Origin of the sequence: Bradyrhizobium semiaridum (assembly GCF_020329505.1) — a bacterium.
GTDB lineage: Bacteria > Pseudomonadota > Alphaproteobacteria > Rhizobiales > Xanthobacteraceae > Bradyrhizobium > Bradyrhizobium semiaridum.
The window spans coordinates 164,346-190,624 of sequence record NZ_JAGKJJ010000010.1 but is presented as its reverse complement, the minus strand read 5'-3'; the positions used below and the strand labels follow the sequence as shown (position 1 = coordinate 190,624).

At 66.1% G+C, this 26,279-nt stretch carries 26 protein-coding genes; 13 read left to right on the top strand and 13 right to left on the bottom strand.

Annotated features, from left to right (window positions below; genetic code table 11):
- Nucleotides 1-2 precede the first annotated feature (2 nt).
- Nucleotides 3-1,187: a tRNA 2-thiouridine(34) synthase MnmA gene (mnmA, locus tag J6500_RS14925; RefSeq protein ID WP_225713459.1), complete on the bottom strand. Its 1,185-nt coding sequence runs from the start codon at nt 1,185-1,187 to the stop codon at nt 3-5.
- A 389-nt stretch (nt 1,188-1,576) separates the two neighbouring features.
- Between mnmA and J6500_RS14920 the strand changes: the two genes are divergently transcribed.
- The 3 genes from J6500_RS14920 (at nt 1,577) to J6500_RS14910 (ending at nt 4,974) form a co-directional block, all read left to right on the top strand.
- Nucleotides 1,577-3,163, top strand: coding sequence for a flagellar hook-length control protein FliK (locus tag J6500_RS14920; RefSeq protein ID WP_225713458.1), 1,587 nt, complete (start codon nt 1,577-1,579; stop codon nt 3,161-3,163).
- Between the two features lie 10 nt (nt 3,164-3,173).
- Nucleotides 3,174-3,884, top strand: coding sequence for a flagellar hook assembly protein FlgD (locus J6500_RS14915; protein WP_225713457.1), 711 nt, complete (start codon nt 3,174-3,176; stop codon nt 3,882-3,884).
- Nucleotides 3,885-4,062: 178 nt separating this feature from the next.
- Nucleotides 4,063-4,974 carry a right-handed parallel beta-helix repeat-containing protein gene (locus tag J6500_RS14910; protein WP_225713456.1) on the top strand — a complete coding sequence of 304 codons (912 nt, stop codon included), beginning with the start codon at nt 4,063-4,065 and terminating at the stop codon, nt 4,972-4,974.
- 430 nt (nt 4,975-5,404) lie between these two features.
- Here J6500_RS14910 and J6500_RS14905 read toward each other — a convergent pair whose 3' ends face one another.
- The 4 genes from J6500_RS14905 to mdcA form a co-directional block, all read right to left on the bottom strand.
- Complete coding sequence (locus tag J6500_RS14905) at nt 5,405-5,746, bottom strand: DUF1236 domain-containing protein (protein WP_225713455.1); 342 nt, start codon at nt 5,744-5,746, stop codon at nt 5,405-5,407.
- A gap of 424 nt (nt 5,747-6,170) precedes the next feature.
- Nucleotides 6,171-6,941: an alpha/beta fold hydrolase gene (locus tag J6500_RS14900; RefSeq protein WP_225713454.1), complete on the bottom strand. Its 771-nt coding sequence runs from the start codon at nt 6,939-6,941 to the stop codon at nt 6,171-6,173.
- A 35-nt stretch (nt 6,942-6,976) separates the two neighbouring features.
- The gene (locus tag J6500_RS14895; RefSeq protein ID WP_225713453.1) at nt 6,977-8,233 is read right to left on the bottom strand and encodes a malonyl-CoA decarboxylase; all 1,257 of its coding nucleotides are present in this window, start codon (nt 8,231-8,233) and stop codon (nt 6,977-6,979) included.
- An 11-nt stretch (nt 8,234-8,244) separates the two neighbouring features.
- Nucleotides 8,245-9,876, bottom strand: a complete 1,632-nt coding sequence (mdcA, locus tag J6500_RS14890; RefSeq protein ID WP_225713452.1) for a malonate decarboxylase subunit alpha — start codon at nt 9,874-9,876, stop codon at nt 8,245-8,247.
- A gap of 102 nt (nt 9,877-9,978) precedes the next feature.
- Here mdcA and J6500_RS14885 point away from each other — a divergent pair, with 102 nt between their 5' ends.
- From J6500_RS14885 to flbD, 7 genes are all read left to right on the top strand, one after another.
- A complete protein-coding gene (locus tag J6500_RS14885; RefSeq protein WP_225713451.1) occupies nt 9,979-10,839 on the top strand; it encodes a LysR substrate-binding domain-containing protein in 861 nt (286 codons plus the stop codon).
- 400 nt (nt 10,840-11,239) lie between these two features.
- Nucleotides 11,240-11,515: a CtrA inhibitor SciP gene (sciP, locus tag J6500_RS14880; RefSeq protein WP_002714638.1), complete on the top strand. Its 276-nt coding sequence runs from the start codon at nt 11,240-11,242 to the stop codon at nt 11,513-11,515.
- A gap of 174 nt (nt 11,516-11,689) precedes the next feature.
- Nucleotides 11,690-13,312 carry a flagellar basal-body MS-ring/collar protein FliF gene (gene fliF, locus J6500_RS14875; protein WP_225713450.1) on the top strand — a complete coding sequence of 541 codons (1,623 nt, stop codon included), beginning with the start codon at nt 11,690-11,692 and terminating at the stop codon, nt 13,310-13,312.
- A 1-nt stretch (nt 13,313) separates the two neighbouring features.
- Entirely contained in the window at nt 13,314-14,399 is a 1,086-nt protein-coding gene (fliG, locus tag J6500_RS14870) for a flagellar motor switch protein FliG (RefSeq protein ID WP_225713449.1), read from the top strand.
- Nucleotides 14,399-15,022, top strand: a complete 624-nt coding sequence (locus tag J6500_RS14865) for a FliH/SctL family protein (RefSeq protein WP_225713448.1) — start codon at nt 14,399-14,401, stop codon at nt 15,020-15,022. The genes fliG and J6500_RS14865 overlap by 1 nt, the downstream gene beginning before the upstream one ends.
- A 19-nt stretch (nt 15,023-15,041) precedes the next feature.
- A complete protein-coding gene (gene fliN / locus J6500_RS14860; protein WP_225713447.1) occupies nt 15,042-15,392 on the top strand; it encodes a flagellar motor switch protein FliN in 351 nt (116 codons plus the stop codon).
- A gap of 54 nt (nt 15,393-15,446) precedes the next feature.
- Entirely contained in the window at nt 15,447-16,832 is a 1,386-nt protein-coding gene (gene flbD / locus J6500_RS14855; protein WP_225713446.1) for a sigma-54-dependent transcriptional regulator FlbD, read from the top strand.
- A 128-nt stretch (nt 16,833-16,960) separates the two neighbouring features.
- Here the strand turns inward: flbD and J6500_RS14850 are convergent, their stop codons facing one another.
- Nucleotides 16,961-17,116, bottom strand: coding sequence for a hypothetical protein (locus J6500_RS14850; RefSeq protein ID WP_225713445.1), 156 nt, complete (start codon nt 17,114-17,116; stop codon nt 16,961-16,963).
- 152 nt (nt 17,117-17,268) lie between these two features.
- On the opposite strand from J6500_RS14850, the gene J6500_RS14845 reads away from it, so the two are divergent.
- Nucleotides 17,269-17,649, top strand: a complete 381-nt coding sequence (locus J6500_RS14845) for a hypothetical protein (protein ID WP_225713444.1) — start codon at nt 17,269-17,271, stop codon at nt 17,647-17,649.
- A 95-nt stretch (nt 17,650-17,744) separates the two neighbouring features.
- Here J6500_RS14845 and J6500_RS14840 read toward each other — a convergent pair whose 3' ends face one another.
- The 7 genes from J6500_RS14840 to J6500_RS14810 all read right to left on the bottom strand — a co-directional run bounded on the left by J6500_RS14840 (nt 17,745) and on the right by J6500_RS14810 (nt 23,718).
- The gene (locus J6500_RS14840) at nt 17,745-18,335 is read right to left on the bottom strand and encodes a flavin reductase family protein (protein WP_225713443.1); all 591 of its coding nucleotides are present in this window, start codon (nt 18,333-18,335) and stop codon (nt 17,745-17,747) included.
- A 7-nt stretch (nt 18,336-18,342) separates the two neighbouring features.
- Nucleotides 18,343-19,188, bottom strand: coding sequence for an ATP-binding cassette domain-containing protein (locus tag J6500_RS14835; RefSeq protein ID WP_225713442.1), 846 nt, complete (start codon nt 19,186-19,188; stop codon nt 18,343-18,345).
- Between the two features lie 16 nt (nt 19,189-19,204).
- Nucleotides 19,205-20,011, bottom strand: a complete 807-nt coding sequence (locus J6500_RS14830; RefSeq protein ID WP_225713441.1) for an ABC transporter permease subunit — start codon at nt 20,009-20,011, stop codon at nt 19,205-19,207.
- A complete protein-coding gene (ssuD, locus tag J6500_RS14825) occupies nt 20,008-21,186 on the bottom strand; it encodes an FMNH2-dependent alkanesulfonate monooxygenase (protein WP_225713440.1) in 1,179 nt (392 codons plus the stop codon). Before ssuD ends, J6500_RS14830 begins: the two co-directional genes overlap by 4 nt.
- Nucleotides 21,168-21,317: a hypothetical protein gene (locus J6500_RS14820; RefSeq protein WP_225713439.1), complete on the bottom strand. Its 150-nt coding sequence runs from the start codon at nt 21,315-21,317 to the stop codon at nt 21,168-21,170. The genes ssuD and J6500_RS14820 overlap by 19 nt, the downstream gene beginning before the upstream one ends.
- Nucleotides 21,318-21,347: 30 nt before the next feature.
- The gene (locus tag J6500_RS14815) at nt 21,348-22,298 is read right to left on the bottom strand and encodes a sulfonate ABC transporter substrate-binding protein (protein ID WP_225713438.1); all 951 of its coding nucleotides are present in this window, start codon (nt 22,296-22,298) and stop codon (nt 21,348-21,350) included.
- 214 nt (nt 22,299-22,512) lie between these two features.
- The gene (locus tag J6500_RS14810; RefSeq protein WP_225713437.1) at nt 22,513-23,718 is read right to left on the bottom strand and encodes an LLM class flavin-dependent oxidoreductase; all 1,206 of its coding nucleotides are present in this window, start codon (nt 23,716-23,718) and stop codon (nt 22,513-22,515) included.
- A 239-nt stretch (nt 23,719-23,957) separates the two neighbouring features.
- Here J6500_RS14810 and J6500_RS14805 point away from each other — a divergent pair, with 239 nt between their 5' ends.
- Both J6500_RS14805 and msrA read left to right on the top strand, forming a co-directional pair.
- Nucleotides 23,958-25,067: an ATP-dependent DNA helicase gene (locus J6500_RS14805; protein ID WP_225713436.1), complete on the top strand. Its 1,110-nt coding sequence runs from the start codon at nt 23,958-23,960 to the stop codon at nt 25,065-25,067.
- Between the two features lie 342 nt (nt 25,068-25,409).
- Nucleotides 25,410-26,129 carry a peptide-methionine (S)-S-oxide reductase MsrA gene (msrA, locus tag J6500_RS14800; protein ID WP_225713435.1) on the top strand — a complete coding sequence of 240 codons (720 nt, stop codon included), beginning with the start codon at nt 25,410-25,412 and terminating at the stop codon, nt 26,127-26,129.
- The last annotated feature ends 150 nt before the right edge of the window (nt 26,130-26,279 follow it).

The window sequence follows — 26,279 nt, the reverse complement described above, 5'->3', positions numbered from 1 at the left end:
CTCTATCCCCGCACGGCTTCCAGCGCATCACACGGCGCAGCCCGCCCCACGCGGCTTGCGCTCGCACTCTTGATGAATCCGCCGCCGAGCACCCGCGCCTGCCCGGAGGGCGCATCGTAGAACACGCAGGCCTGGCCGGGCGAAACGCCCTCCTCGCCGGCGATGAGTTCGACCTCATAGCCGCCATCGGCGGCGCGCAGCCACGCCGGCTGCGGCGCGCGCGTCGAGCGGACGCGGACATGCATCTCGATGCCGTCGCCGATCACGCGATCCAACACGCCGTCGCCGATCCAGTTGACGTCGCGCAGCGCGATGCGGTCCATGCGCAGCGCCTCGCGCGGCCCGACCACGACACGGCGCGTCGCCGCATCCAGCTTCACCACATAGAGCGGACTGCCGGAGGCGATGCCGAGCCCCTTGCGCTGGCCGACGGTGAAATGAACGATGCCCCGGTGCTGGCCGATCACCTTGCCGTCGAGATCGACGATGTCGCCGGGTGCGATCGCATTCGGCTTCAGCCGTCCGATGATGTCGGTGTAGCGGCCGGTCGGCACGAAGCAGATGTCCTGGCTGTCCTGCTTGTCGGCGACCTCGAGGCCGAAGCGCCGCGCCAGCTCGCGGGTCTCCGGCTTGGTCATGTCGCCGAGCGGGAAGCGCAGGAAGCCGAGCTGCTCGCGCGTCGTCGCGAACAGGAAATAGCTCTGGTCACGGTCGGCATCCGCCGCGCAGACCAGCGCGCGCGATCCGTCGCCGAGCCGGCGCGAAGCGACATAGTGGCCGGTGGCGAGCGCCTGAGCGCCGAGCTCGCGCGCGGTCGCGAGCAGATCGCGGAACTTGACCGAGCGGTTGCATTCGATGCACGGCACCGGCGTCTCGCCGAGCGCGTAGCTGTCGGCGAAATTGTCGATCACCGATTCCCGGAAGCGGCTTTCATAGTCGAGCACGTAATGCGGGATGCCGATCCGCTCGGCAACATTGCGCGCGTCGTGGATGTCGCGGCCGGCGCAGCAGGCGCCCTTGCGATGCGTCGCGGCGCCATGGTCGTAGAGCTGCAGCGTGATGCCGACCACGTCGTAGCCCTGCGACTTCAACAACGCAGCCGTGACCGACGAGTCGACGCCGCCGGACATGGCGACGACGATCCTCGTATCCTCAGGGCGGCCTTCGAGATCCAGAGTGTTGAGCATCTTAAGGGGTCATCGGTCGTTGTCGCGGCGAGCTTTTCGCGCTCCGCAACGGAATGTGAAAAAGCCTTTGTTCAGAGAGCCCTGGAACGCATCCAAGGCCGGAAAGGCCGGTTCGGGGACGCATTGCAGACTCTCTTTAATATAGGCCGCATTCCGGGGAGGCAATCAGCCGGAGACGGCCAACTGCCCGCCGCGGACGGCAAATCTTGCCGCCGGGCAAAAAGGAGACCGCCGGGAACCCTTCCTTGCGCCAGGATCATCGATCTAAGCATCTGAAATTATTTAATATTATTCCGCACAATGATTGGCCCGCTCCTTGCTGACCTTTGGCCGGAAGTTTCATCGCGAGGTCGGCTGTGGTCAGCGTTACGTCGGAAGCATCGGCAGGTTTGTCTTTTCAGGGCGCTCCCTCGCGTTCGAGCCGGCCGGAACCCGGTGCGGCGGCGGGGAACGACAGCTTTGCGTCGCTAATCGACAACAATACGCCGGCCAAGACCGACAATCGCCCGTACGACACGCCGCCGGCGCCCTCGCGCCGATCCGACGATTCCGCGTCGGCGGCCGACGCGCGCTCGCGAGACGACACGACGACCTCCGGCCGGACAGCGCGGGACTCCGCCGGCCCACGAGATGACGGCAAGGTCGATGGCGACAGCGACGGGCCGCGCAAGAGCAGGTCCAAAGCGAAGCCGGACGATCCGAAATCGGCCGGCGATGCCCAATCCACGGATAGCAAGTCTGCGGCGGCGCCAACCGACGCGGCGCAGGATCCGGCCAATCCAGCCACGTCCAATGTGACGGCAGCTGCGACGGCCGTACCGCTTCCCGTTGCCACTGCGCCGACCGACCCGGCGACAACCGCCGCTTCGTCCGACAAGCCCACTGCGCCACTGGCGATCGCGGCCGCAGCGATTGCCGCGAGCACGGCGATCACCGGCACTGCAGCTCCTGCAGGCACTGACACCGCAACCGCGACGGCCGCCACCGCGAACGCCACCGGCATCGCCAATGCCGCCGGCGTCAAGACCGGAGCGCAAGTCGTGGTCGGCGCCGATCCGGCAGCGTCCGCGGAAACCGGAGAGACCAAAGAGCAGGCAACAGCTCAGGGCACGGCGACCGCAAGTTCCAATGCAACGCTCGCGGCGGCCGTCACCACCGGGATTCGTCCCGCCAAGGCGACCACGCAAGCCGCACCAGCCGTAGCCAAGGACGGTGCCGTCACCACAGCCGATCCGGACAGCACAACACGATCCGGCAACACCGCCGCGCCGGCGCCAACGACGATCGTTCCCGCAGCCGCACAGCCGGCCGCCGTTGCCGGCAAGGCGAAGGCCGCTGACGGTGCCGCCGATGCCATCAAGCCTGATGCCGGCGGCAACGCCGCCGCAGCGCCGGTGCCGTCCGCGAGCAGCCACCCGTCCGCGCAGACTGCGCTCAACACGCCCGATGCCGCCGCGCAGGCCGCGAACAACTTCCAGCCGCAGCTGCCGACCGCGCAAACGACGCCGGCCGCGGCGTCGCAATTGACCGTCACCACCGCCGCGCAAACCGCCGCCGTGCCGCTGAGCGGGCTTGCGATGCAGATCGCAGCCTCTGCCAACAGCGGCAAGAGCCGCTTCGAGATCCGGCTCGATCCGGCCGAGCTCGGCCGCATCGACGTCCGCATCGACGTCGACCGCAACGGCCAGGTGACCTCCCATCTCACCGTCGAGCGTCCCGAGACGCTGTCGATGCTGCGTCAGGACGCCAACCAGCTGCAACGCGCGCTCGACAATGCCGGCCTGTCGACCGGCAACAGCGGACTGCAATTCAGCCTGCGCGACCAGTCGCAGTCGGGCCAGAACAACAGCGGCCAGCAGAATCCAAGCGCACACCATTTGATCGTCAGCGAGGAAGACAGCGTCCCCGCCGCCGCGGCGGGCCGCTCCTACGGCCGCGCATCCGGCGTCCTCGGCGGCGTCGATATCAGAGTGTAAGGAGCCAGCGATGTCAGTCGATGCAACCATGCCGACGCCGGTCGTCTCTGCCCCCGGCACCAACAGCAGCGGTTCGAGCACCGGGAGCAACAACACCTCGTCGACCTCGACGCAGGGCATTGCCGACAATTTCCAGACCTTTCTGACGCTGCTGACGACGCAGCTGCAGAACCAGAACCCGCTGGACCCGCTCGACACCAACCAGTTCACCCAGCAGCTCGTGCAATTCGCCGGCGTCGAGCAGCAGCTGAAGTCGAACGAGCAGCTGAAGTCGCTGATCGAGATCGAGAAGAGCGCACAGTCGACCCAGGCGCTGGTCTATGTCGGCAACACCGTCGCGGTCGACGGCAGCAAGGCGCAGTTCGACAAATCCGCGACCTGGAATCTGAATGCACCGCAGGACACCAGTGCCACGATCAACATCACCAGCGCCAACGGTACGGTCGCCTATTCCGGAAATTTCAGCCTGAAGCAGGGCAATTCCAGCTTCGTGTGGGACGGCAAGGGCAATGACGGCACGCAATGGCCGCCCGGCAGCTACACGCTGACCGCCACCGGCAAGGACTCCAAGGGCAACGACATCGCGATCTCGACCGAGGTTCAGGGCGTGGTCGATTCCGTCGACCTCACCGCCTCCCCGCCGCTGCTCTCGATCGGCGGCCAGACCTACACCACCGACAAGATCAAGCGCGTGGTGCGTCCGTCGACCAGCAGCAGCTGATCGCCGCAGGATTGCGGGCGCGAAGACGCCACGCATATTGCCGTCGCCCTTGCTTGAGCCGAATTGTCGCAGGCGCCCGCCGGCGGCAAATGCCGTTTGTCTTGCGTTCGCGAACATGGCTGACTGGCGGCGGGCGCTCAACATTGGGAGATCGAGAGCATAAACAGGAGATGGACTTATGTTTCGCAGCAATTTTTCTTTAGCGATTGTTCTGGCCGTTCTGACACCCTTCCTCGCATCGGCTCCGGCCCATGCCCAGGCAACCCGGACATGGGTTTCCGGCGTCGGCGACGACGTCAATCCCTGCAGCCGTACGGCGCCCTGCAAGACCTTTGCCGGCGCCATTTCCAAGACGGCGGCCGGCGGAGAGATTAACTGCCTCGATCCGGCTGGCTATGGTCTTGTCACCATCATCAAGTCGATCACCATCGATTGCGAGGGCACCTTCGGGTCCATCCTCGCGTCCGGGAGCACCGGCGTGACGATCAACGGCGCCGGGATCAACGTGGTGCTGCGCAACATCAGCGTCAACGGCGCCGGTACCACGCCTGGCGTCCGCGGTATCAATATTGTCGCCGCCAACTCCGTCTGGATCGAAAACCTGAAGATCTTCGGCTTCTCCCAGCAGGCGATCCGCGATGTGCGCTCCGCGAGCGGCACCCTCAGCATCCTCGATACGGTCGCCCGCAACAATACCGGCGCCGGCCTCGGCGTCGCGCCGACGGCCGGCACTGTCAAGGTCCTCATCAACAACTTCCACTCGCTGAACAATGGATTCGGCGTTGCGCTCGGTCCCAACGTCCAGGCCACGATCAGAAATTCGGATCTCTCAAACAACACGACGGCGGGAATCAGCAACGAAGGCGGAAACTACGTCGCCAACAACAATTCGATCTCCAACAATGCGACGGGGGTGCTGAACAGTTCGGGCGTGGCCAGGCTGTCCAACAACGACATCGCGCACAGCACGACCTCGATCAACAACGCGGGCGGCACCGTGATCTCCTTCGGCAACAACCGCACCAACACGCCGACGTCGGGACCGATTACACCCGCCGGCGGCGCAACTTCGGATCTCGGCCAGCAGTAGCCGGCAGAAGATTTGGTGCAGTTCAAGAACCTCGGGCCGAGGCCCGAGGTTCTTTTCGTCGCGCCCGCGATACACGGCATTGCGTCTGGCGAGAGCAATACGGCATCCTAGCAACCCACAGATGTGCTATGATCATGCCCGGGATCGCATACAGTCGGGCTGGCCGTCACTATCCTGTCGACGTCGACGGCCAGTGCAGACCTCAAATGCTCGTTCAGTAATCCCGGCATTTCACTGGTGCCGTGCGGCAAACGCTATGCCGCCAACTACGATGCTTGCCGGAATACGTCATCGAGCATGGCGCCACCTCGGGTGAAGCCATGTGGTGGTGCACGAGTCAGGGCTACACCAGATACTCACCGACGGGCCCGGAGAGGCTGCTCGAACGGCAGCCTCGACGGGCGTCCCCCGGCAGCCCGGCGCATATTTGTCAGTCGATTTCCTGGACGACCACGCGGCTTTCGGGATCCACCAGCATCACACGTTCGCCGGAATAGACGTAACGATACTTCGTCAGCGAGGGTCCCCACTCGGCCGGCACGGCTTCAAGCTCGACATCGCGCGGCACCGGCGACCCCACCACGATCCTCTCGCGGGTCTCGACCGGACGGATCCTGTGTTCGGTGACGTAGCTATGGATGCGCGTGCGATACTGCGGCTCGATCTGCACCGCGGCTGCCTGACCCCTTCCTGTCGTGGTGACCGTGGTTTGCGCGAACGCCCCCGTCGACGCCACCAGCGCGGCGACGGAAATCAGCAGATACTTCTTCATCGACCTTTCCTCCTCACCGCTCCATGCGGTACTTTCCAGAAACCACCGAGGGTCAGCGATGTTCCAATTCGGGCCTTCGCGCCGCATCGCGAGCAGTCAACGAGCGCGGCTTGCAAGTCGTGCTCATGGAACCGGCGCCCGATCACGGGATTGCCTATGGGGAGCGAACCTGTCGGGTCGCGCATCATGCTCGCGGCCATGCGTGCGAGCGCAGACCCCGCCGTTTCAGTCCTGCATGGAGTGAACCATGGACGGTACCAAACAGGAGATATTGGTGCTGGGCGCCATCAGCCTGGCGCCGGTCCTTACGCTGACGGCGGCCGTCGTTGCCATGGCCATCGGTGCACAATAATCGCGCGGTCGCCTCGTATCGGTGCGCCGGCGGGGCGGCCGCTGCGGACCGCCCCGATCTCGGCGATCACGCCTATGCACCCGCTGCATCGAGGATCAGCTTCGCGATCGCGCCGGGCTGCGAGATCAGCGCGAGGTGGCTCGCCTTCACCTCGATCGTCGTGGCGCCCATGCGCTTGGCCATGAAGCGTTCCAGATCCGGATTGATGGTGCGGTCCTCGGTCGAGACGGCGTAGAAGCTCGGCTTGCTGTGCCACGCCGCCCGGGTGGTCTTGCCGGCCAGCAGCGCCTTGTGGAAAGGCTGCTGCACCGCATAGAGCACTTTCGCCTTGGCCGCCGGCAGGTCGCCGGCGAAGTCGCGCAGGAACGCCTCTTCGGTCAATCGTCCCTCATCGCCGTCGAAGACGATGCCGGCGCTCGCCGGCGGTGTCGGATAGGTTTTCGCCAGCGCCGTGTAATCCTCGCCGGCGTCGGGTGCGCGCGCCGCGACATAGACCAGCGTCGAGACGTTCGGATGCACGCCGGCCTCGGTGACGATCATGCCGGAGAAGGAATGGCCGACCAGGACCGTCGGGCCATCCTGGCGATCGAGCACGCGCTGCGCCGAGGCGACCGCTTCGGGGAGCGTGGTCAGCGGGTTCTGCACCGACGTCACATTGAGACCGGCGGCCTGCAGCAGCGGAATGACCTCAGTCCAGCACGAGCCGTCGGCAAACAGGCCGTGCACCAGCACGACGTTGCGAGCCTTCACCGGCGGAGTGGTTGCAGCCATGCCGCGCGTGGAGAGCAGCGAGGCCGCCGCGCCGGCCAGCAGGGCGGCGCCGAATGTGCGTCTGTTCATCATGACATTGCTCCAGGATTGTGCAGTAGGTTGAAGGGTTACAGAAGCGCGTTCACCTGCGATGAACGGACAATCTCTCCTACGTTCGCGAAGGCCTCGTGGTTACGCTCGATGCTGTCGCGATCGTAAAGATAATTGACCATGATGCCGAAGGATTCCGCGATCGCACGATCGGCGGTGTTGCCGAGCCAGTTGATGCGCTCCAGCCGCGCGCCATTGCCGAGGTGGAAGCGCGCCACCGGATCGATCCGCGTTCCCGATGCCGGCGACCGTGTGAGATATTGCGCGCACAGTCTCATCAGCAACGGACGCAGCCTTTCGCTGGTCGCACCATCACGCCACCAGCCGTCGCTCACGAGCTCGCGCAACACCGCGGTGTCATCCGCGGCCGAGGGCTGCTGCTCGAGCCAGCGGCGAAAACCCGGCACTGGCGACAGCGTGGAGAAGCGCTTCAACTGCGGGAATTCCGCCTGCAGCTCCTCGACCACCTGCTTGATCAGGAAATTGCCGAACGACACGCCGCGCAGTCCGTCCTGGCAGTTGGAGATTGAATAGAAGATCGCGGTGTCGGCGCACGCGGCGCGGGTGCGCGCCGCGGCTTCATTCGTGTCCTGCACCAGCAGCGGCGGGACGGCGGTGGCGAGCCCCTCGACCAGCGCGACCTCGACGAAGATCAAGGGTTCGCCCGGCAGCGCGGGATGGAAGAAGGCAAAGCAGCGCCGGTCGGGCGCGAGGCGGCGGCGCAGATCGTCCCAGCCCTTGATCTCGTGCACGGCCTCATAGGCGATCAGCTTCTCGAGCACGGCGGCCGGCGAGTCCCAGTCGATGCGGCGCAGCTCGAGGAAGCCACGGTTGAACCATGAGGCGAACAGGTGCTTGAGATCGGCGTCGAGCAGCTTCAGCTCCGGCTCGGTGCCGAGACGGCGCGTGATCTCGCTGCGCATCGCGACCAGCGTGGCGGTGCCGCCGGGCGCCATGTTCATCCGACGCAGCACCTCCTGCCGCGGCGGATCGGCGGCTTGCGCCAGCGCGGCGGCGGCTACCGCCGTGCCGTCGGTGAGATAGCGCGTCGCCGCCTCGCGCAGCTTCGCCGCATCGGGCTGAAACGTCGTCGCCAGATAGTGCTGGAAGCCGTGCCGCCCATCGGCGTCGATGGCATGCACCGTCTGCTGCAGCTCGCGCGCGATCATCGCGCCGGAGGCTTCGCCGCGCTCCGACAACAGGGCCGCAGCGAGTTGTTTGGCGGTAGCGAGCGCGGCCGGCGTGCCGCTTGATGTCTGTTCAGTGTGGGTCATGGCAGCCTCCTTCAGGTGCGGAATTTGGCGGGCGGCACATAGAGGCCGCCGGATGCGGTGACGAGATCGCCGATGGTCTTGGCGGCGAGCCAGTCGCGGGTCGCGGTCGCCACCTCGATGCCGAGATCGGAAGGCAGCATCACGATGCCGCGGCGGCGCAGCGCCTCTGTGGTCGCAGCGTCCTGCCGCATGCCGAAATCGGTGTCGCCGGCGACGGCACGCAGCGCGGCCTCGCGCTCCGCCAGCGAGCGGCAGCGTAACAGGTTGCAGACCCCGCGCTCGGTGACGACGTGGGTCACGTCGTCGCCATGGATCATCACCGGCGGCAGCGCGAAGCCGGCCGAGGCCGCGAGCTCGAATGCGTCGAGCCGTTCGACGAAGCTCGGCGCGCCGTTCGGCTGCCGGGTCTGCACCATCTGCACCACCAGCTTGCGGCCGCGCAGCTGCTCGCCCGCTTCCTCGCCGGCGCGCAGCCAGGCGGGACTGTCGTGACGGCGGCCGCGCGGATCGGCGCCCATGTTCGGCGCGCCGCCGAAGCCGGTGATGCGGTCCCTGGTCGCCGTGGAGCTGTTGCCCTGCGGGTCGATCTGCAGCGTGCCGCCGACGAAGAGATCGCAGGCATATTGTCCGGCGACCTGGGCCAGCGCGCGGTTGGAGCGCAGATTGCCGTCGGCACCGACCGGAAACACCTTGGCGCGGCTCGCGACGTAGCGCTCCATGCCGAGCTCGGAGCCGAAGCAATAGACATTGTCGACGAAGCCGGCCTCGACCGCGGGGATCAGGGTCGGATGCGGGTTGAGCACGAAATTGCGCGCGACCTTGCCCTTGAGCCCGCGCCGGGCGGCGAAGGTCGGCAGGATCAATTCGATCGCGGCGGTGGCATAGCCGATGCCGTGGTTGAGCCGCGTCATCTGGTAGGGCTCGTACACCGCCGCGATCGCCATCATCGCCATCAGGACGTTCTCGTTCCTGATCTTGGCGGGATCGCGCGTGAACAGCGGATCGATCGCGTATGGCTTCGGGCCGGGCACCACGACATCGACCCAGCCGCCGGGGATGTCGACGCGCGGTAACCGGTCGACGATCTCGTTGACCTGCGCCACCACCACGCCGCCGCGGAACGCGGTGGCCTCGGCGATCACGGGCGTGTCCTCGGTGTTGGGGCCGGTGTAGAGGTTGCCCTCGCGGTCGGCCTTGTCAGCGACGACGAGCGCGACTTGCGGCGTCAGGTCCACCAGCATGCGCGCGTAAAGTTCGAGATAGGTGTGGATCGCGCCGACCTTGAGCGCCTTGGCGGCGACCAATTCGGCAAGCCGCCGACTCTGCGGACCGGCAAAGGAGAAGTCGAGCCGGTTGGCGATGCCGCGCTCGAACACGGCCAGATGATCCGGCAGCGCCAGCACCGACTGCACCATGTGCAGATCGTGGACGCGCGCCGGGTCGACCTTCGCCAGCGACGCCGCGAGGAAGTCGGCCTGCTTCTGGTTGTCGCCCTCGAGCGCGACACGGTCGCCCGGGACGATCACGGCTTCGAGCAGCTCGGTCGCGCGGTCGGGCGGACAGATCTTTCCGCTGACGCCGCTGACGGCACGGGCGCGAGCCAGTCGCGCCGCGCGGTCGGTGGGTTGGGTGGTCTTGGACATGGTCGCCTCGCTTCGCTTGATCTGCGGCGAAGCTAGATGGCGGCGATTGATTATAGAAACGATATTCTATAATATCATTGATTACAAAAGTGGATTAATCAGATGCTCGAGCTGGAACTGCTGCGCGCCTTCGTCGCCGTCGCCGATTGCGGCGGCTTCCACCGCGCGGCCGAGCAGCTCAATCTGACCCAATCGACCGTCAGCCAGCAGATCAAGCGGCTCGAGCTCGAAACCAGACGGCCATTGTTTCGACGCACCACGCGCAGCGTCGCGCTGACCGACGAGGGCGAGATGCTGCTCGGCGACGCGCGCCGCCTGCTGCAGCTCGAGGAGGCCGCGCGGCAGCGGCTGCTGGCGCCGCGACTCTCCGGCGCGGTACGGCTCGGCGTGGTCGAGGAAGTCGCCGGCGGTTCGCTGCCGTCGGCGCTCGGCCGCTTCTCGGCGCTGCATCGCGGGGTCAAGCTCGAGGTGCAGATCGGCGTCAGCGCCGAGCTGATCGAGCAGCTCGATGCGGGGCGGCTCGACCTTGTTTTCGCCAAGCGTCCGCTCGGCACCTCCAAGGGAAAGCTGGTGTGGCGCGAGCCGCTGGTCTGGGCCGCGGCCGAGACTTTCGATTTGGTGCGCGGCGCGCCGCTGCCGCTGGCGCTGTATCGCGAGCGCTCGGTATCGCGCGACGCTGCGCTCGCGGCGCTGCGCGACAGCGAGCTCGGTTGGGAGATTCTCTACACCAGCCCGAGCCTGACCGGCGTGCGCGCGGCCGCGGTCGCCGGCCTCGCCATCACGCCGCTGCCGCTCAGCGCTGTGACCGCCGGCCTGCGCGTGCTCGGCGCTGAGGAGGGCCTGCCGCCGCTGCCCGATCTGGAGTTTGCGATCTACGAGAAACGGCGGCCGGACAAAGCCGCCGAAGCGCTCGCCGCCGCCTTGCTGGCGCTGTCTCGCGGCCCGGCACGGCCGACGATTTGAGTTGCGGCGCGCTGGCAGAATTGCGCGGGTGAGATTCGCGCCGATGATCGTGCCCGGCGCTTACCCCTCTCCCCAACACTCCCCCGCAAGGGGGGAGGGAGCCTGACCAACGTGCTCACCTCACGCCGTGCTTCGCTGCGAGGCGACTTCGATCAATCAGTGAGGGAGGCACCGACGTAAGGGTTCCCTTTCCTCTTGCGGGAGAGGGGTACCGCTTGCTCCACTGCAAAAAAAGCAACACGCGAAGCCTCCGCGCGACGCCTGAGGACGACCCCGAATTGCCCGGTTCCCGGCAGTTTCAAGGAGAATCGTATTGAACCCTAGGGCTTAGCCAAATTTTAAGCCGCAAGGGGTAGGTTCGCCATTGTGAGTTCAGTGGTCGAGAGTTTGTGAGTACGCCATGACAGAACCCCATCGCCCGAGGGTGAAGTACGTCATCGGGCCTGACGGCAGCCCGTTGACCATCGCTGATTTGCCGGCGCCCGGCACCAAGCGCTGGGTGATCCGGCGCAAGGCCGAGGTCGTCGCCGCGGTTCGCGGCGGTCTGCTCTCCCTCGAGGAAGCCTGCAGCCGCTACACGCTGACCGTCGATGAATTCCTTTCCTGGCAGTTCTCGATCGACCAGCATGGTCTGGCCGGGCTGCGCACCACCCGCATCCAGCAGTATCGGCAGTAAACCTCGCCTAAATCGCGAATTTGACGAAAACCGGCCGCGTTTCGCGAGGCCGGTTTTTTTCATGTCCGCGTTTTTGCCGCGGTCCTTAATGGTCGTTAACCAGATGGAAACCATACCCTAGGCAATAATTGCCCAGTCGGACCCGCCATGGGCCGCATGCCTGGGGGCCCGTTGGTGCAAAGTCTGGTTGCTTTCCTGAGAGGTCTTGGTGCGGCCCGCCTTGCGGCCATGGTGGCGGTCACCGCCGCCCTGATCGGCTTCTTCGCCTTCGTCATCATGCGCGTCACCACGCCGCAGATGACCACTTTGTTCACCGACCTGTCGACCGAGGATTCCTCGGCCATCATCAAGGAGCTGGAGCGTCAGGCGGTCCCGTTCGAGCTGCGCAATGACGGCGCCATCATCATGGTGCCGAAGGACAAGGTGACGCGGCTCAGGATGAAGCTCGCCGAGGGCGGCATGCCAAAAGGCGGCGGCGTCGGTTACGAGATCTTCGACAAGTCGGACGCGCTGGGCACCACGAGCTTCGTCCAGAACATCAATCATCTGCGCGCGCTGGAGGGCGAGCTCGCCCGCACCATCCGCGCCATCGACCGCGTCCAGGCCGCGCGCGTCCACCTCGTGCTGCCGGAGAAGCCGCTGTTCTCGCGCGAGACGCCGGAGCCGTCGGCCTCGATCGTGCTGCGCGTGCGCGGCGCGCTGGAAGCGCAGCAGATCCGCGCCATCCGCCATCTCGTTGCCTCCGCCGTCAACGGACTGAAGCCGCAGCGCGTCTCGATCGTCGACGAGGCCGGCCGGCTGCTTGCCGACGGCGCCCAGTCCGACGCCGAGGCCGCGCTCGGCGAGGATCGCCGCGCCGCTTTCGAGAAGCGGATGCGCAAGCAGGTCGAGGACATCGTCTCCTCGGTGGTCGGTGCGGGGCGCGCGCGCGTCGAGCTCTCGGCCGACTTCGACTACAACAAGATCACCCAGACCTCGGACAAGTTCGATCCCGAGGGCCGCGTGCTGCGCTCGACCCAGACCCGTGAGGAATCGAGCCTCACCGCCGACAATAGCGGCCAGGTCACGGTCAACAACGAGCTGCCCGGCAACCAGAACCAGGACAACGCCGCCCGCGCCCGCGACCAGAGCAAGAAGAGCGAGGAAACCAACAATTACGAGATTTCCCGCACCACCAAGACCGAGGTGACCGAGGCCGGCCGCGTCAACCGCATCTCGGTCGCGGTGCTGGTCGACGGCGCCTATGCCAAGAACGAAAAGGGCGAGATGGTCTATCAGGACCGCCCTAAGGAGCAGCTCGACCGCATCGCGGCCCTGGTGCGCTCGGCGATCGGCTTCGACCAGAAGCGCGGCGACCAGGTCGAGGTCGTCAATCTGCGCTTCGCCGAGCCGCCCGCGACGCAGCCGCTGCCCGAGCCGGCCGGCCTGCTCGGCATGCTGCAATTCACCAAGGACGACATCATGTACGTCATCGAGCTCGGCGTCATGATGATGCTCGGCCTCGTCGTGCTGTTCATGGTGGTCCGCCCGCTGGTCAAGCGCATCGTCGCCGCCGACGTCATTCCCTCGCTTGCACCCGTGCCTGCCCTCGCCGAGGCCCGCGCCGAGAGCGCGCCAGCAACCGGCCAGGCGCTGATCCCGAGCGGCACCGGCGCGGCGCAGCTGATCGACGTCGCCCAGATCCAGGGCCAGGTCCACGCCCAGGCCGTGCACCGGGTCGGCGAGCTCGCCGACCGCAATCCGAACGAAACCGTCTCCATTGTCCGTCAATGGCTGAGCGAGCCGGCTGAGAGCTGACATGGCTTCCGTACCGCAGACCACCAACGCCAACGACATCGCCACCGTCCTGTCGACGCTGGCGAACCGGCAGAACGGCCGCCCCAAGGGCAAGCCGCTGCCCGGCCCGAAGCGCGCCGCGATCCTGATGCTGGCGCTCGGCGAGCAGTATGGCGGAAAGATCTGGTCGATGCTCGACGACGACGAGGTCCGCGAGCTGTCGGTCCACATGTCGACGCTCGGCACCGTCGAGGCCGACGTGGTCGAGGATTTGATGCTGGAATTCGTCTCGCGGATGTCGGCCTCGGGCGCGCTGATGGGTAATTTCGACGCCACCGAACGGCTGCTGCAGCAATACCTTCCGAGCGAGCGCGTCGCCGGCATCATGGACGAGATCCGCGGTCCCGCCGGCCGCAACATGTGGGAGAAGCTCTCCAACGTGCAGGAGGAGGTGCTCGCCAACTATCTGAAGAACGAGTACCCGCAGACCATCGCCGTGGTGCTGTCGAAGCTGAAGCCGGAGCATGCCGCGCGCGTGCTGGCGATCCTGCCCGAGGACATCGCGCTCGACGTCGTCGGCCGCATGCTGCGGATGGAGGCGGTGCAGAAGGAAGTGATCGAGCGCGTCGAGCAGACGCTGCGCACCGAGTTCATGTCCAACCTGTCGCAGACCCGCCGCCGCGACGCCCATGAGGTGATGGCGGAGATCTTCAACAATTTCGACCGCCAGACCGAGACCCGCTTCATCACCTCGCTCGAGGAGGAGAACCGCGAATCCGCCGAGCGGATCAAGGCGCTGATGTTCACCTTCGACGACCTGATCAAGCTCGACGCCGCCTCGGCCCAGACGCTGATGCGCAACATCGACAAGGACAAGCTCGGCGTGGCGCTGAAGAGCGCCAACGAGGAGGTGCGCGCCTTCTTCCTCGGCAACATGTCCTCGCGCGCCGGCAAGATGCTGATGGACGACATGGCCGCGATGGGGCCGGTGCGGCTGCGCGACGTCGACGAGGCGCAGGCGCTGCTCGTCAACCTCGCCAAGGACCTCGCCGCCAAGGGCGAGATCACGTTGACCAAGAACCGCGCCGACGACGAATTGGTGTACTGATGGCCGCGCCCGCAAAGTTCATGTTCGATACGGACTTCTCCGCGCCGGACCGCACCCGCGAGCGCGCCGCCACGGCGGCCGAGGTCGCGCAGAAGATCGCCGACGCCGAGGCGCGGGCCTACCGCGCCGGCTACGATGCCGCGCTGCGGGAGGCCAAGGTCGAGAGCGAAAGGCGCACGGCGCAGGCGCTGGAGGAGATCGGCAGCTCGATCCGGGGCATCGCGGCGCGCTTTGCCGGCATCGAGACGCGGATGGAGACCGAGGCGGTCGACGTCGCGGTCGCGGTCGCCCGCAAGCTCTGCACCGAACTGATCGCGCGCGAGCCCCTCGGGGAGGTCACCGCGCTGGTCAGCGACTGCTTCTCGCATCTGGTGGCGACGCCGCATCTGGTGGTCCGCATCAATGACGCGCTCTACGAGGCGGCACATCAGAGCATCGAGCGGATGGCGGCACAGAGCGGCTTCGAGGGCCGGCTGGTGATCCTGGCCGAGCCGACGATTGCAACCGGCGACTGCCGGATCGAATGGGCCGATGGCGGCGTCGTGCTGGAGCGCGCCGCGATCGAAACGAAGATCAGCGAGCTGGTCGGGCGCTATCTGGCATCCCGCGACCAGGCCGGCTGACGGAAATGAGGACTGAACCATGAGCGACACCGACGGACACGTCCCGCTTCCCGATCTCAACGCCGCCGATGCGCCCGGGATCGACGATGTCGGCTACAACGAAGACGAGAATGCCGCGCGCATCGCCGCCGACCTCGAGGCGGTGTTCGACGTGCCGGTGCAGGTCTCGGCGGTGCTCGGCCGCTCCAAGATGGAAGTCGGCGACCTCCTGAAGCTCGGGCCGGGCACGGTGCTGGAGCTCGACCGCCGCGTCGGCGAAGCGATCGACATCTATGTCAACAACCGCCTGGTAGCGCGCGGCGAAGTGGTGCTGGTCGAAGACAAGCTCGGCGTGACCATGACCGAAATCATCAAGGCGGAACGCAACTAACAATTCTCACGGCACCGCGCGGGGCCTGCGCGACCAGACGAACAGGAGATACACATGCGGCTTCTCATCGTAGGCACCCTGAAGGGTCAGCTCACGACCGCCACCAAGATCGCGATGGAGAACGGCGCCACGGTAACCCATGCCGAGGCGGCCGAACAGGCGATGAACGTGGTGCGCAGCGGCAAGGGCGCCGACCTCCTGCTGGTCGATGTCGGCCTCGACATCCGCGACCTCGTGATGCGGCTCGAGGCCGAGCACATCCACGTGCCGATCGTCGCCTGCGGCATCACCAGCGATGCCCGCGCCGCGGTCGCCGCGATCCGCGCCGGCGCCAAGGAATACATCCCCTTGCCGCCCGACCCCGAGCTTATCGCAGCCGTGCTCGCCGCGGTCGCCAATGACGCCCGCGAGCTGGTGTGGCGCGACGAGGCGATGGGCAAGGTGATCAAGCTGGCGCAGCAGATCGCAGGCTCGGACGCCTCGGTGATGATCACCGGCGAGTCCGGCACCGGCAAGGAAGTGCTGGCGCGCTACGTGCATTCCCGCTCGGCCCGCGCCAAGCGTCCGTTCATCTCGATCAACTGCGCCGCGATCCCCGAGCACCTCCTGGAATCCGAGCTGTTCGGCCATGAGAAGGGCGCCTTCACCGGCGCCATCGCCCGCCGCGTCGGCAAGTTCGAGGAGGCGACCGGCGGCACGCTGCTGCTCGACGAAATCTCCGAGATGGACGTCCGCCTGCAGTCGAAACTGCTGCGTGCGATCCAGGAGCGGGTGATCGACCGTGTCGGCGGCACCAAGCCGGTGCCCGTCGACATCCGCATCATCGCCACCTCGAACCGCAATTTGTCGGAGGCGGTGCGCGAGGGCAGCTTCCGCGAAGACCTGCTGTTCCGCCTCAACGTCGTCAACCTGAAGATCCCGCCGCTGCGCGATCGCCCGGCCGACGTGCTCGAACTGGCCCAGCACTTCGCCAGGAAATATGCCGAGGCCAACGGCCTGCCGGTGCGCCCGATCTCGGCGGAGGCCCGCCGCGTCCTGACCGGCAACCGCTGGCAGGGCAACGTCCGCGAGCTCGAAAACACCATCCACCGCTCAGTGCTGATGGCGCAGGGCGACGAGATCGGACCCGACGCGATCATCACCCCGGACGGCGACCGGCTCGACCTCGCCAAGACCGCGCCCGCGGTCGCGCATGCCACGCTCGCCGCCGAGCAGGTCACCCGCGCGCTGGTCGGCCGCACCGTTGCCGACGTCGAGCGCGACCTGATCCTGGAGACGCTGAAGCACTGCCTCGGCAACCGCACCCACGCCGCCAATATCCTGGGCATCTCGATCCGGACGCTGCGCAACAAGCTGAACGAATATGCCGACGGCGGCATCCCGATCACGCCGGCCGGCAATGGCGGCGCCGATTATCAGCGCATCGCAACTGCCGGTTGAAAACGGAGTTTCTCCTCAGCCGTCATTGCGAGCGCGGCGAAGCAATCCATACACCCGCGTATGCCGCACGATGGATTGCTTCGCTGCGCCCGCAATGACGGCCAAGTCTGCCGCACGGTCGCCTCGCCTCACGAATAGCTCGGCGCGTCGGGCTTGCGGAAGATGTGAATGGGGTCGCCGGGCGTGATGTCGCGGCCGGTGAACGTCGCATAGGCGTACAGCGCGAGATAGCCGACGGCGACTGCGCCGACGAGATAGAACAGCCAGGCTCCCACGCGCTTCATCACACCGTCACGCCTCCGAAATATCCGCGGCTTTTAATCCGCCGGCGCGCCGCGCGCCACGGGCAACATGCCGCGCTCCTCTTGAAACTTGCGGCCGATTGCCGTACTCAATCTCCTATTGTTTTAATCCTTCTGAACAACTGGAGAGAGATATGGCCTACGTGCAGACCAACGGCACTTTGACGACCACCTCCGGCTCCTTCACTCCGATACCTGGCCTTACCCTGACGATCCCCGAGGGCGTCGGCACCAACGCCATCGTCATTCTCAACGTTCCGTTTCCCTACGCGACGGGCAACGACACGCCGGGCGGAACCTTCGGCATCGCCCTCAACGGCGCGGTTTCGACGGTCATCGCCGGCTTCACCTACAATGAGGCCGCGCCATCGGCGTTCGGCCGCGTTCCCACCACACTGGTTCTTGCGATCCCGCTCGGCAACGCGCCTCAGACCATCCAGGCCGTCTGGAGCGCCGTTCGCGGCAGCACCGTGATCATCGACAGCCCGGCGTCGCTGACCACGATCATGAATTAGAGCCCGACAGCGTCAGGCTGCACTTGGACCGATCGGCGCACCCCTCCCTTTTGGGAGAGGTGCGCCGCGCAGTCCTTCACGCTTTTCCGGCTGCTCTAGCGCGATCCTCGCGCATGGACGTGACGCGACGGCAGGCTGACCTCGGCCAGCCTGACGGCGTCCTCTTCCCTGTCGATCGCGACATACTCGCCGTGCCAATAGGCCAGCGCGGCGGTTCGGTTCGACGACACCACGTCAAGCACGCGGCCGATGACGATCGCGTGCGAATGGCGTTCGATGGTTTCCTCGACCTCGCAGTCGAGTGCCGCGAGCGCACCGGCCAATAGCGGTACACCGGAGGCGCGCGTCGTCCACTCGGCGCCGGCGAACCGCTCGGCGCCCTTCAGGCCGCCTTTGCCGGTGAAGCGTTCGGCGATATCGAGCTGGTCCGCGGTCAGGATGTTGACGCCGAACACGCCATGGCGCGCGATCAGCGGCCATGACGAAGCGGCGCGGTTGATGCTGACGATCAGCGACGGCGGATCGACCGACAGCGACGACACCGAGGTTACCGTCATCCCCGAGATGTCGCGGCCGCGCCCGGCCGTGATGACGCTGACCCCGCCGGTCAAATGACGCATCGCGCCGCGGAATTCGTCGGTGGAGATCGCGGATGCGACGGCGACGTTGCGGACGATGGAGTTCATGGCGGCCTCACAGATCGGACGTGTCGTCACTGCCTTCGAGCAGGTGCTTCAGGATCTCGCCTTCCAGCGCGGCGAGCTCGGCCGAGCCGCGCCGGCGCGGCCGCGGCAGGTCTACCGTGACGTCCCGCGCGATGCGGCCGTCCTCGATGACGAGCACGCGGTCGGCGAGTGCGACGGCTTCGGCGACGTCATGCGTCACCAGGATCGCGGTGAAGCCCTGGTCGCGCCAGACCCGCTCGAGCAATTGCTGCATCGAGATCCGGGTTAGCGCATCGAGTGCGCCGAGCGGCTCGTCGAACGCCAGCACGCGCGGCCGGCTGACCAGCGCGCGGGCCAGCGCCACGCGCTGCTTCTGGCCGCCCGACAGCACCGACGGCCACTGCGTGCGCTTGTCGCCGAGGCCGACCTCGACCAGCGCATGCTCGGCGCGCGCCTGCGCGTCGGCGGACGAGCGCTCGCGCCCCAACCCCACCTCGACATTGGATAGCACCCGCGCCCACGGCAGCAGCCGCGGCTCCTGGAACATGACCCGGACGTCCTGCGCCCTCGGCTGCTCGCCGAAGCCGATGCTTCCCGCCGTCGGTGCTTCAAGGCCGGCGATCAGGCGCAGCAGCGTGCTCTTGCCGCAGCCGCTGCGGCCGACGATCGCGACGAACTGGCCGGCGGGGATGTGCAGGTCGATGCCGCGCAGCACCTCATTGTCGCCGAACGATTTGCGCAAGCCGCGGATGGTCAGCGACAGGCCGCGGGCCGCGGCGTCCGATCCGCGCCGCAACTGCCGCGCCTTGACGACGATGTCGGCGTGGTCGATCGGCTCGGCATCGACCGGCCGGAAACGAAGCGCTTCTTGCATTCCTGTTCTCTCTTGGTCACTTCTGCTGGAAGGCGGGGTGCCAGGCGAGCGTCAGCCGCTCCAGCGCCCGCGAGGCGCTGTCGGCGAGCTTGCCGAGCAAAGCGTAGATCAAGATCGAGAGCACGACGACGTCGATCAGCATGAACTCGCGCGCCTGCATCGCCATGTAGCCGAGGCCCGACGAGGCCGCGATGGTCTCCGCCACGATCAGCGTCAGCCACATGATGCCGAGCGCAAAGCGCAGGCCGACGAAGATCGACGGCAGCGCGCCCGGGAAGATCACCCGGCGGAACAATTCGCCGTCGGTCATGCCGTAGATGCGGCCCATCTCGATCAGCTGCGGATCGACGGTACGGATGCCGTGCAGCGTGTTGAGATAGATCGGGAAGAACACGCCGAGCGCGACCAGGAACAGTTTTGCCGACTCGTCGATGCCGAACCACAGGATGACCAGCGGGATCAGCGCCAGATGCGGGATGTTGCGCACCATCTGCAACGTTGTGTCGGTGAGTTTTGCGGAGAGCTGCGACAGGCCGTTGGCAAGGCCGAAGGCGAAGCCGATGCCGCCGCCGATCAGAAAGCCGATCGAGGCTCGCCAGAAGCTGACCCAGATGTTGCGGACGAGTTCGCCCGACAGCAGCAGCTTCCACCCGGCCAGCGCGACGTCGGTCGGCGCCGGCAGCACGCGCGAGGGGACGAAGCCGGTGACGCAGGCGAGCTGCCAGATCAGGATGATCGCAAGCGGCACGATCCACGGGATCAGGCCGTCGGCCTTCGGCAGTTTGGGCGCGCCGACGCGCGGGAGAGAATCGATCAAGCTCATGATTGCGATGCCTGTTTCTGCGGACGGTAGTCGTTGCCGATGGTCTCACCGAACGGCCCGGTGTTGACGCGGATCGGCGTCACGTTGTCTTGCTGCAACGACAGCAGCGGGAACACCAGCTCGGCGAAGCGGTAGGCTTCCTCGAGATGCGGATAGCCGGACATGATGAAGGTATCGATGCCGATGTCCTGATACTCCTTGATCCGCGCCGCGACCGTCTGGGGATCGCCGACCAGCGCGGTGCCGGCGCCGCCGCGCACCAGGCCGACGCCGGCCCACAGGTTCGGGCTGATCTCGAGCTTGTCGCGGCGGCCGCCATGCAGCTGCGCCATGCGCTGCTGGCCGACCGAGTCCATCCGCGAAAACACCTTCTGCGCGGCGGCGATGGTGTCGTCGGTAACGTGCTGGATCAATTCGTCGGCGGCACGCCACGCCTCGGCATTGGTCTCGCGCACGATCACGTGCAGGCGGATGCCGAACGACAGCTTGCGGCCGCGCGGCGCCGCCACTGCCTTGACCTTGGCGACCTTCTCGGCGACCTGCGCCGGCGGCTCGCCCCACGTCAGGTACTTGTCGACGGTGTCGACCGCGACGTCGATGCCAGCATCCGACGAGCCGCCGAAATACAACGGCGGCCGCGGCGACTGCACCGGGTTGAAGAGCAGGCGGCCGTCCTCGATCCGGATGTGCCTGCCCGCGACATTGACGGTCTTGCCGGCGAGCAGGTCGCTGTAGACGTTGAGAAACTCGCGCGTCACCGCGTAGCGTTCGTCATGCGGCAGGAACACGCCGTCGCCCTTGTTCTCGACGGGGTCGCCGCCGGTGACGACGTTGATCAGCAGGCGGCCGTTCGAGACCCGGTCCAATGTCGCGGTCATCCGCGCGGCGACGCTCGGCGACTGCAGCCCGGGCCGGACGGCAACGAGATAGCGCAGCCGTTCGGTCCACGGCGCGACGGCGGAGGCCACCACCCAGGAATCCTCGCAGCTGCGCCCGGTCGGCAGCAGCACGCCGTAATAGCCGAGCTGGTCGGCGGCCTGCGCGATCTGGCGCAGATAGTTGAAGTTCACCTCGCGGCCGCCGATCGACGTGCCGAGATAGCGGCTGTCGCCGTGGGTCGGCAGGAACCAGAGAATGTTGGTGTTGGTCGAATTGCTCACGTGCCCGGCCTCCATGCGACGTCGGAATTGTGTTTGGCTGTAACGGTGACGACCTTGTCCTCGCCGTAGCAGGCGCCGACGGTCGCGGCGACCATGCTGACCGACAGCACCGCGTAGGCGATCCAGCGTCGAAACAAACGCGTCATGTGAAGTCCCCGGATGGAATGATTGCAGGGTCAGGTCTGCGGATTGCGCCAGACGATGTCGCGGATCGCGATCTGCCTCGGGATCAGGCCGAGCTTGTAGAAGCGGTCGGCGACGCCCTGCTGAGTCGCGATGATGTCGTCAGTGACGGGCCCGACCCTGAACGCCGAGCGGTTGGCGGCGATGGTCTGGATATCGAGCGCGATGCCGGTCACCGCGCTCAACGCCTTCGCCACCTCGTCGCGATGCGTTTCCGCCCATGCCGCGGTCGAGCTCGTGACGTCGATGATCTGCTGCAACAGGCTTGGGTGGTTCTTCGCGAAATCGCGGTTGGCGATGTAGAACGAATTGGTCTTGGTGATCTCCTGGGCGTTGACGAGGATGCGGCCGTTCTGTTTGGTCTCGCCGATCGCAAAATACGGATCCCAGATCGCCCAGGCATCGATGCTGCCATTGGCGAAAGCCGGCCCGGCGTCCGGCGGCGTCAAATAGACCGGCGTGATGTCGGCATAGGTGAGCCCGGCCTTCTCCAGCGTCTGCACCGTGATGTTGTGCGCGCTCGACCCCTTGGTGAAGCCGATCCGCTTGCCCTTCAGCTCGGCGATGGAGTGAATCGGCGAATTCTGCGGCACCAGAATGCCCTGCCCGTTGGTGATCGGCTGGCCCGCGGCATAGACGATCGCGGCGCCCGCGGCTTGCGCGAACACCGGCGGCGAATCGCCGACCGCGCCGTAATCGATGCTGCCGATGTTCATCGCCTCCATCATCGGCGGGCCCGAGGAGAACTCGACCCATTTCACCTCGATGCCCTGCGGCCTGAAATGATTTTCCAAGGTCGCGCGCTGCCGCGCGATGACCAGCACGCCGTTCTTCTGGTAGCCGATACGAATTTCCTTCGCGCCCGCCTCTGCCTGCGCACGCTGTGACAGCGCGACAGCAGCGGCGGAGCCGAGCGAGAATTTGAGGAACTCACGACGCTTCATTGCAACAACACTCCTGACGATCGCACGGCTGCGCTGCGCGATCACGCGTTGTCAGGATGATGGGGCGCGCCAATGAAGCTGTCGAGCGCCGCACAAAAATAGCGATGCCAGCACTTTGGTGCTGGCATCGCGCGTGCCGTTTCTTTCAATGCACAGATGACGTGTAGCGAATTATTTTCCTCACGAGATCGCGAGGCCGCTGCACAAAGATCGATCAGCCTGCCGCGGCGGTTTTCGGCCCGACGCTGACGGCGAGCTTGCCGTAACGATCGGTGAACGCCTCCGTGTCGATCTCCTCAAGCTGGATCGCGCCGGAGAGCACGCCCTTCTTCCATTCATCGTGCTCGGGGTCGTGCTGGAACTCCGGCATCACTTCCTTGCCGAACAGTTCGAGCGACTCGCAGATGTGCTCATGGGTGTTCTTGCCGGCCTGGTTGAGCAGGATCACCTGGTCGATATGCGACGACCGAAAACGCCGCAGCTTCCTGCGGAGAGTCTCCGGCGAGCCGATCAGGCCGCCGCGCAATGCCGCCTCCTGCGCCTCCGGATTGTCGCGCTTCCACTTGTTGTACTCGTCCCACATGTTGACGGTGCCGGGCGCCGGGCGCTGCCGGTTCTGCGACTGGCCGTAATAGCGCAGCGCAAACTGGAAGAAGGTGGCGCCGTCGGCGCGGCGGCGCGCCTCCTCGTCGGTCTCCGCGCACATGAAGAACGAGACCAGCGCCATGTTCGGATTAATCTCGTAGTCGGCGAGCTTGTTCAGCCGCTTGGTGATCGCGTTGTAATAGGCGTGCACCCAGGCATGCGCGGCCTCGGCGCTGACGAACTGGAAGCCGAGCGCGCCGAAGCCGTTCTGCCCGGCGCGCTCGATGGTCGGCAGCTGCGAGCAGGCCATCCAGAGCGGCGGGTGCGGCTTCTGCACCGGCTTCGGCACCACGTTGCGCAGCGGGATATCGAAATACTTGCCGTGATGCTCGGTGCCGACCTTGGTGAACATCGGGAAGATCGCAGCCACCGCCTCCTCGAACACCTCGCGCTTGGTCTCCATGTCGCGGCCGAACGGCGTCAGCTCGGTGATCGAGGCACTCTCGCCCATGCCGAACTCGCAGCGGCCGTTGCTTAAGAGATCGAGCACCGCGACCCGCTCGGCGACGCGCGCCGGATGGTTGGTGGTGAGCTGGAAGATGCCGTGGCCGAGCCGGATGCTTTTGGTGCGCTGGCTCGCCGCGGCGAGGAAGGATTCCGGCGCCGGCGAGTGCGAATATTCCTCGAGGAAGTGATGCTCGACCACCCAGGCATAGTCGTAGCCGAGCCGGTCGGCGGTCTCGAGCTGTGTCAGCGCGTTCTGGTAGAGGCGAAGCTCGTCGCCGTCATTCCACGGGCGCGGCAGTTGCAGCTCGTAAAAGATACCGAATTTCATGACGTCACTCCCAAGGTCGCGTTCTCGACCACTTTCTGTGGTCTCTGCCACGTGTTTGTGGTCCCCGACCTCCGTTGTTTTCGGCAAGTGTAGTGCCGCCTCGACCCAAGTCTAGCCTCGGACGCGAAACTCCAATTCCGTGCAGCGGAAGCTGGCTTGATCGAAACGCATGAATGTTTAGCTTGTGTCCGCCTGAGTCGCGGCGCTACCCGTCACGTCCTCGTTCCTCCGAAAGCCCCATGACCACCTTCACGCCGCATCAGGACAGAGCGCTGCAAGCCGTCGCCGACTGGCTGAAGGCCAAGCCCGGCCAGGGCAGCACGCCGCAGGTGTTCCGCCTGTTCGGCTATGCCGGAACCGGCAAGACGACCCTGGCCCGGCACATCGCCGAGGCCGTCGACGGCGAGGTGAAGTTCGCGGCGTTCACCGGCAAGGCGGCGCTGGTGATGCGCAACAAGGGCTGCGACAACGCCTCCACCATCCACTCGCTGATCTACCGCGCCCGCGAATCCGGCGTCGAGCAACCGAGTTTTGAGCTCTGGGACGATGCCCCGGCATCAAAGGCCAAGCTGATCGTGATCGACGAATGCTCGATGGTCGATGCCGAGCTCGGCCGCGACCTGATGTCGTTCGACTGTCCGCTGCTGGTGCTCGGCGATCCGGCACAATTGCCGCCGATCCAGGGCGGCGGCTTCTTCACCGACGCCGAGCCCGATGCGATGTTGACCGAAGTGCACCGCCAGGCGCAGGACGATCCGATCGTGCGGATGTCGATGGACATCCGGGAGGGCCGCGAGCTCGAGATCGGCCGCCACGGCGAGAGCGAGGTGGTGTCGCGCAAGGAGCTCGATCCGGACCGCGTGATGGGCGCCGACCAGGTGCTGGTCGGCCGCAACAGCACCCGCCGCGCCTACAACATGCGGGTGCGGCAGCGCCAGCACATCGAGGATCCGCTCCCCGTCGCCGGCGACAAGCTGGTCTGCCTGCGCAACAACCGCAAGAAGGGTCTGTTCAACGGCGGGCTGTGGCGGGTGAAGGCGCGGGCGCAGTCGAAATCGAAGATCATCACCATGCGCGTGATGCCGGACGAGGATTTCGGCCACAAGGTCACGAAGGTCTCGGTGCGCGGCGAGTGCTTCGACGGCGGCATCGAGGGCATCCCGTGGGAGCAGCGCAAGCCGTATGACGAGTTCGACTACGGCTACGTGCTGACCGTGCACAAGTCGCAGGGCTCGCAATGGGACGACGTCGTGCTGTTCGATGAGAGCTTTGCATTCCAGGATTCGCGCGCAAGATGGCTGTACACGGGGATCACGCGGGCGGCGAAAAGGTTGAGTATCGTCGTGTGATGTTCGCGCAAGCGCCACCAAACATTCGGCGTCGTCCTGGCGAAAGCCAGGACCCATTACCTCAGCCGGTTATTGTTGCGCACCGCCGGGGCCGCGATCCCGCTCACCATCAAATTTGGTGGTATGGGTCCTGGCTTTCGCCAGGACGACGGCGTGGAGGGGCCGCGGGCCGGAATCCACAACCGCACCGAACCTCGCAGATCTTCCTCACGAAGCCGTGTCGCGGTGGCCGTAACAAAATGCCCGGTGCCCCGTATCTTGAGGCGTCGGAGCGAGCCGGAGCGATTGCAGATGCCGGCTGCCGCTCTAAACTGGCCCCCAATGCGATCCCGTGAGGAACCCATGCCCAGCCGCTCCCTCAGCCGTCTCACGCTGTGCGCCGCCGCGATCGGCGCGGCGGCCGTTGCCGCTTTCGCCGTTGCGCCCTCGCGCGCCGCCGAGGAGGCCGTGATCATTCCGCCGCCCGCGACGGATTTCGCGGAGACCGGCGGCATCAAGACCGCAGTGCTGGCCGGCGGCTGCTTCTGGGGCGTGCAGGGCGTGTTCCAGCACACCGCCGGTGTCACCAGCGCGGTGTCCGGTTACTCTGGCGGCAGCAAGGCCACCGCCGATTACACCATGGTATCGACAGGCTCGACCGGGCACGCGGAATCCGTCGAGGTCAAATACGACCCGCAGAAAATCTCCTACGGCAAGATCCTGCAGATCTTCTTCTCGGTCGTGCACGACCCGACCCAGCTCAACCGGCAGGGCCCCGACACCGGCACGCAATATCGCTCGGCGATCTTCACCACCAGCGCCGAGCAGAAGAAGGTGGCGGACGCCTATATCGCCCAGCTCAACGCGGCGAAGGTGTACAAGAAGCCGATCGTCACCAAGGTCGGCCCGCTGGAGGCGTTCTATCCGGCGGAGAGCTATCACCAGGACTACCTGACGCTGCACCCGAACCAGCCCTATATTGCCTATAACGACATCCCGAAGGTCGAGAACCTGAAGAAGATCTTTGCCGAGAACTACGTCGAGAAGCCGACGCTGGTGAACGCCGCGAAGGTCACCAACTGATAAGACCACGAGCTGACGGAACGATCGCCGTCATTGCGAGCCGCCCGGTCGGGGCGAAGCCCCGCCGGATGACAAGCTCCGCGAAGCAATCCGTCCCCACTCGGGGACCGACGGATTGCTTCGTCGCTTCGCTCCTCGCAATGACGCTGT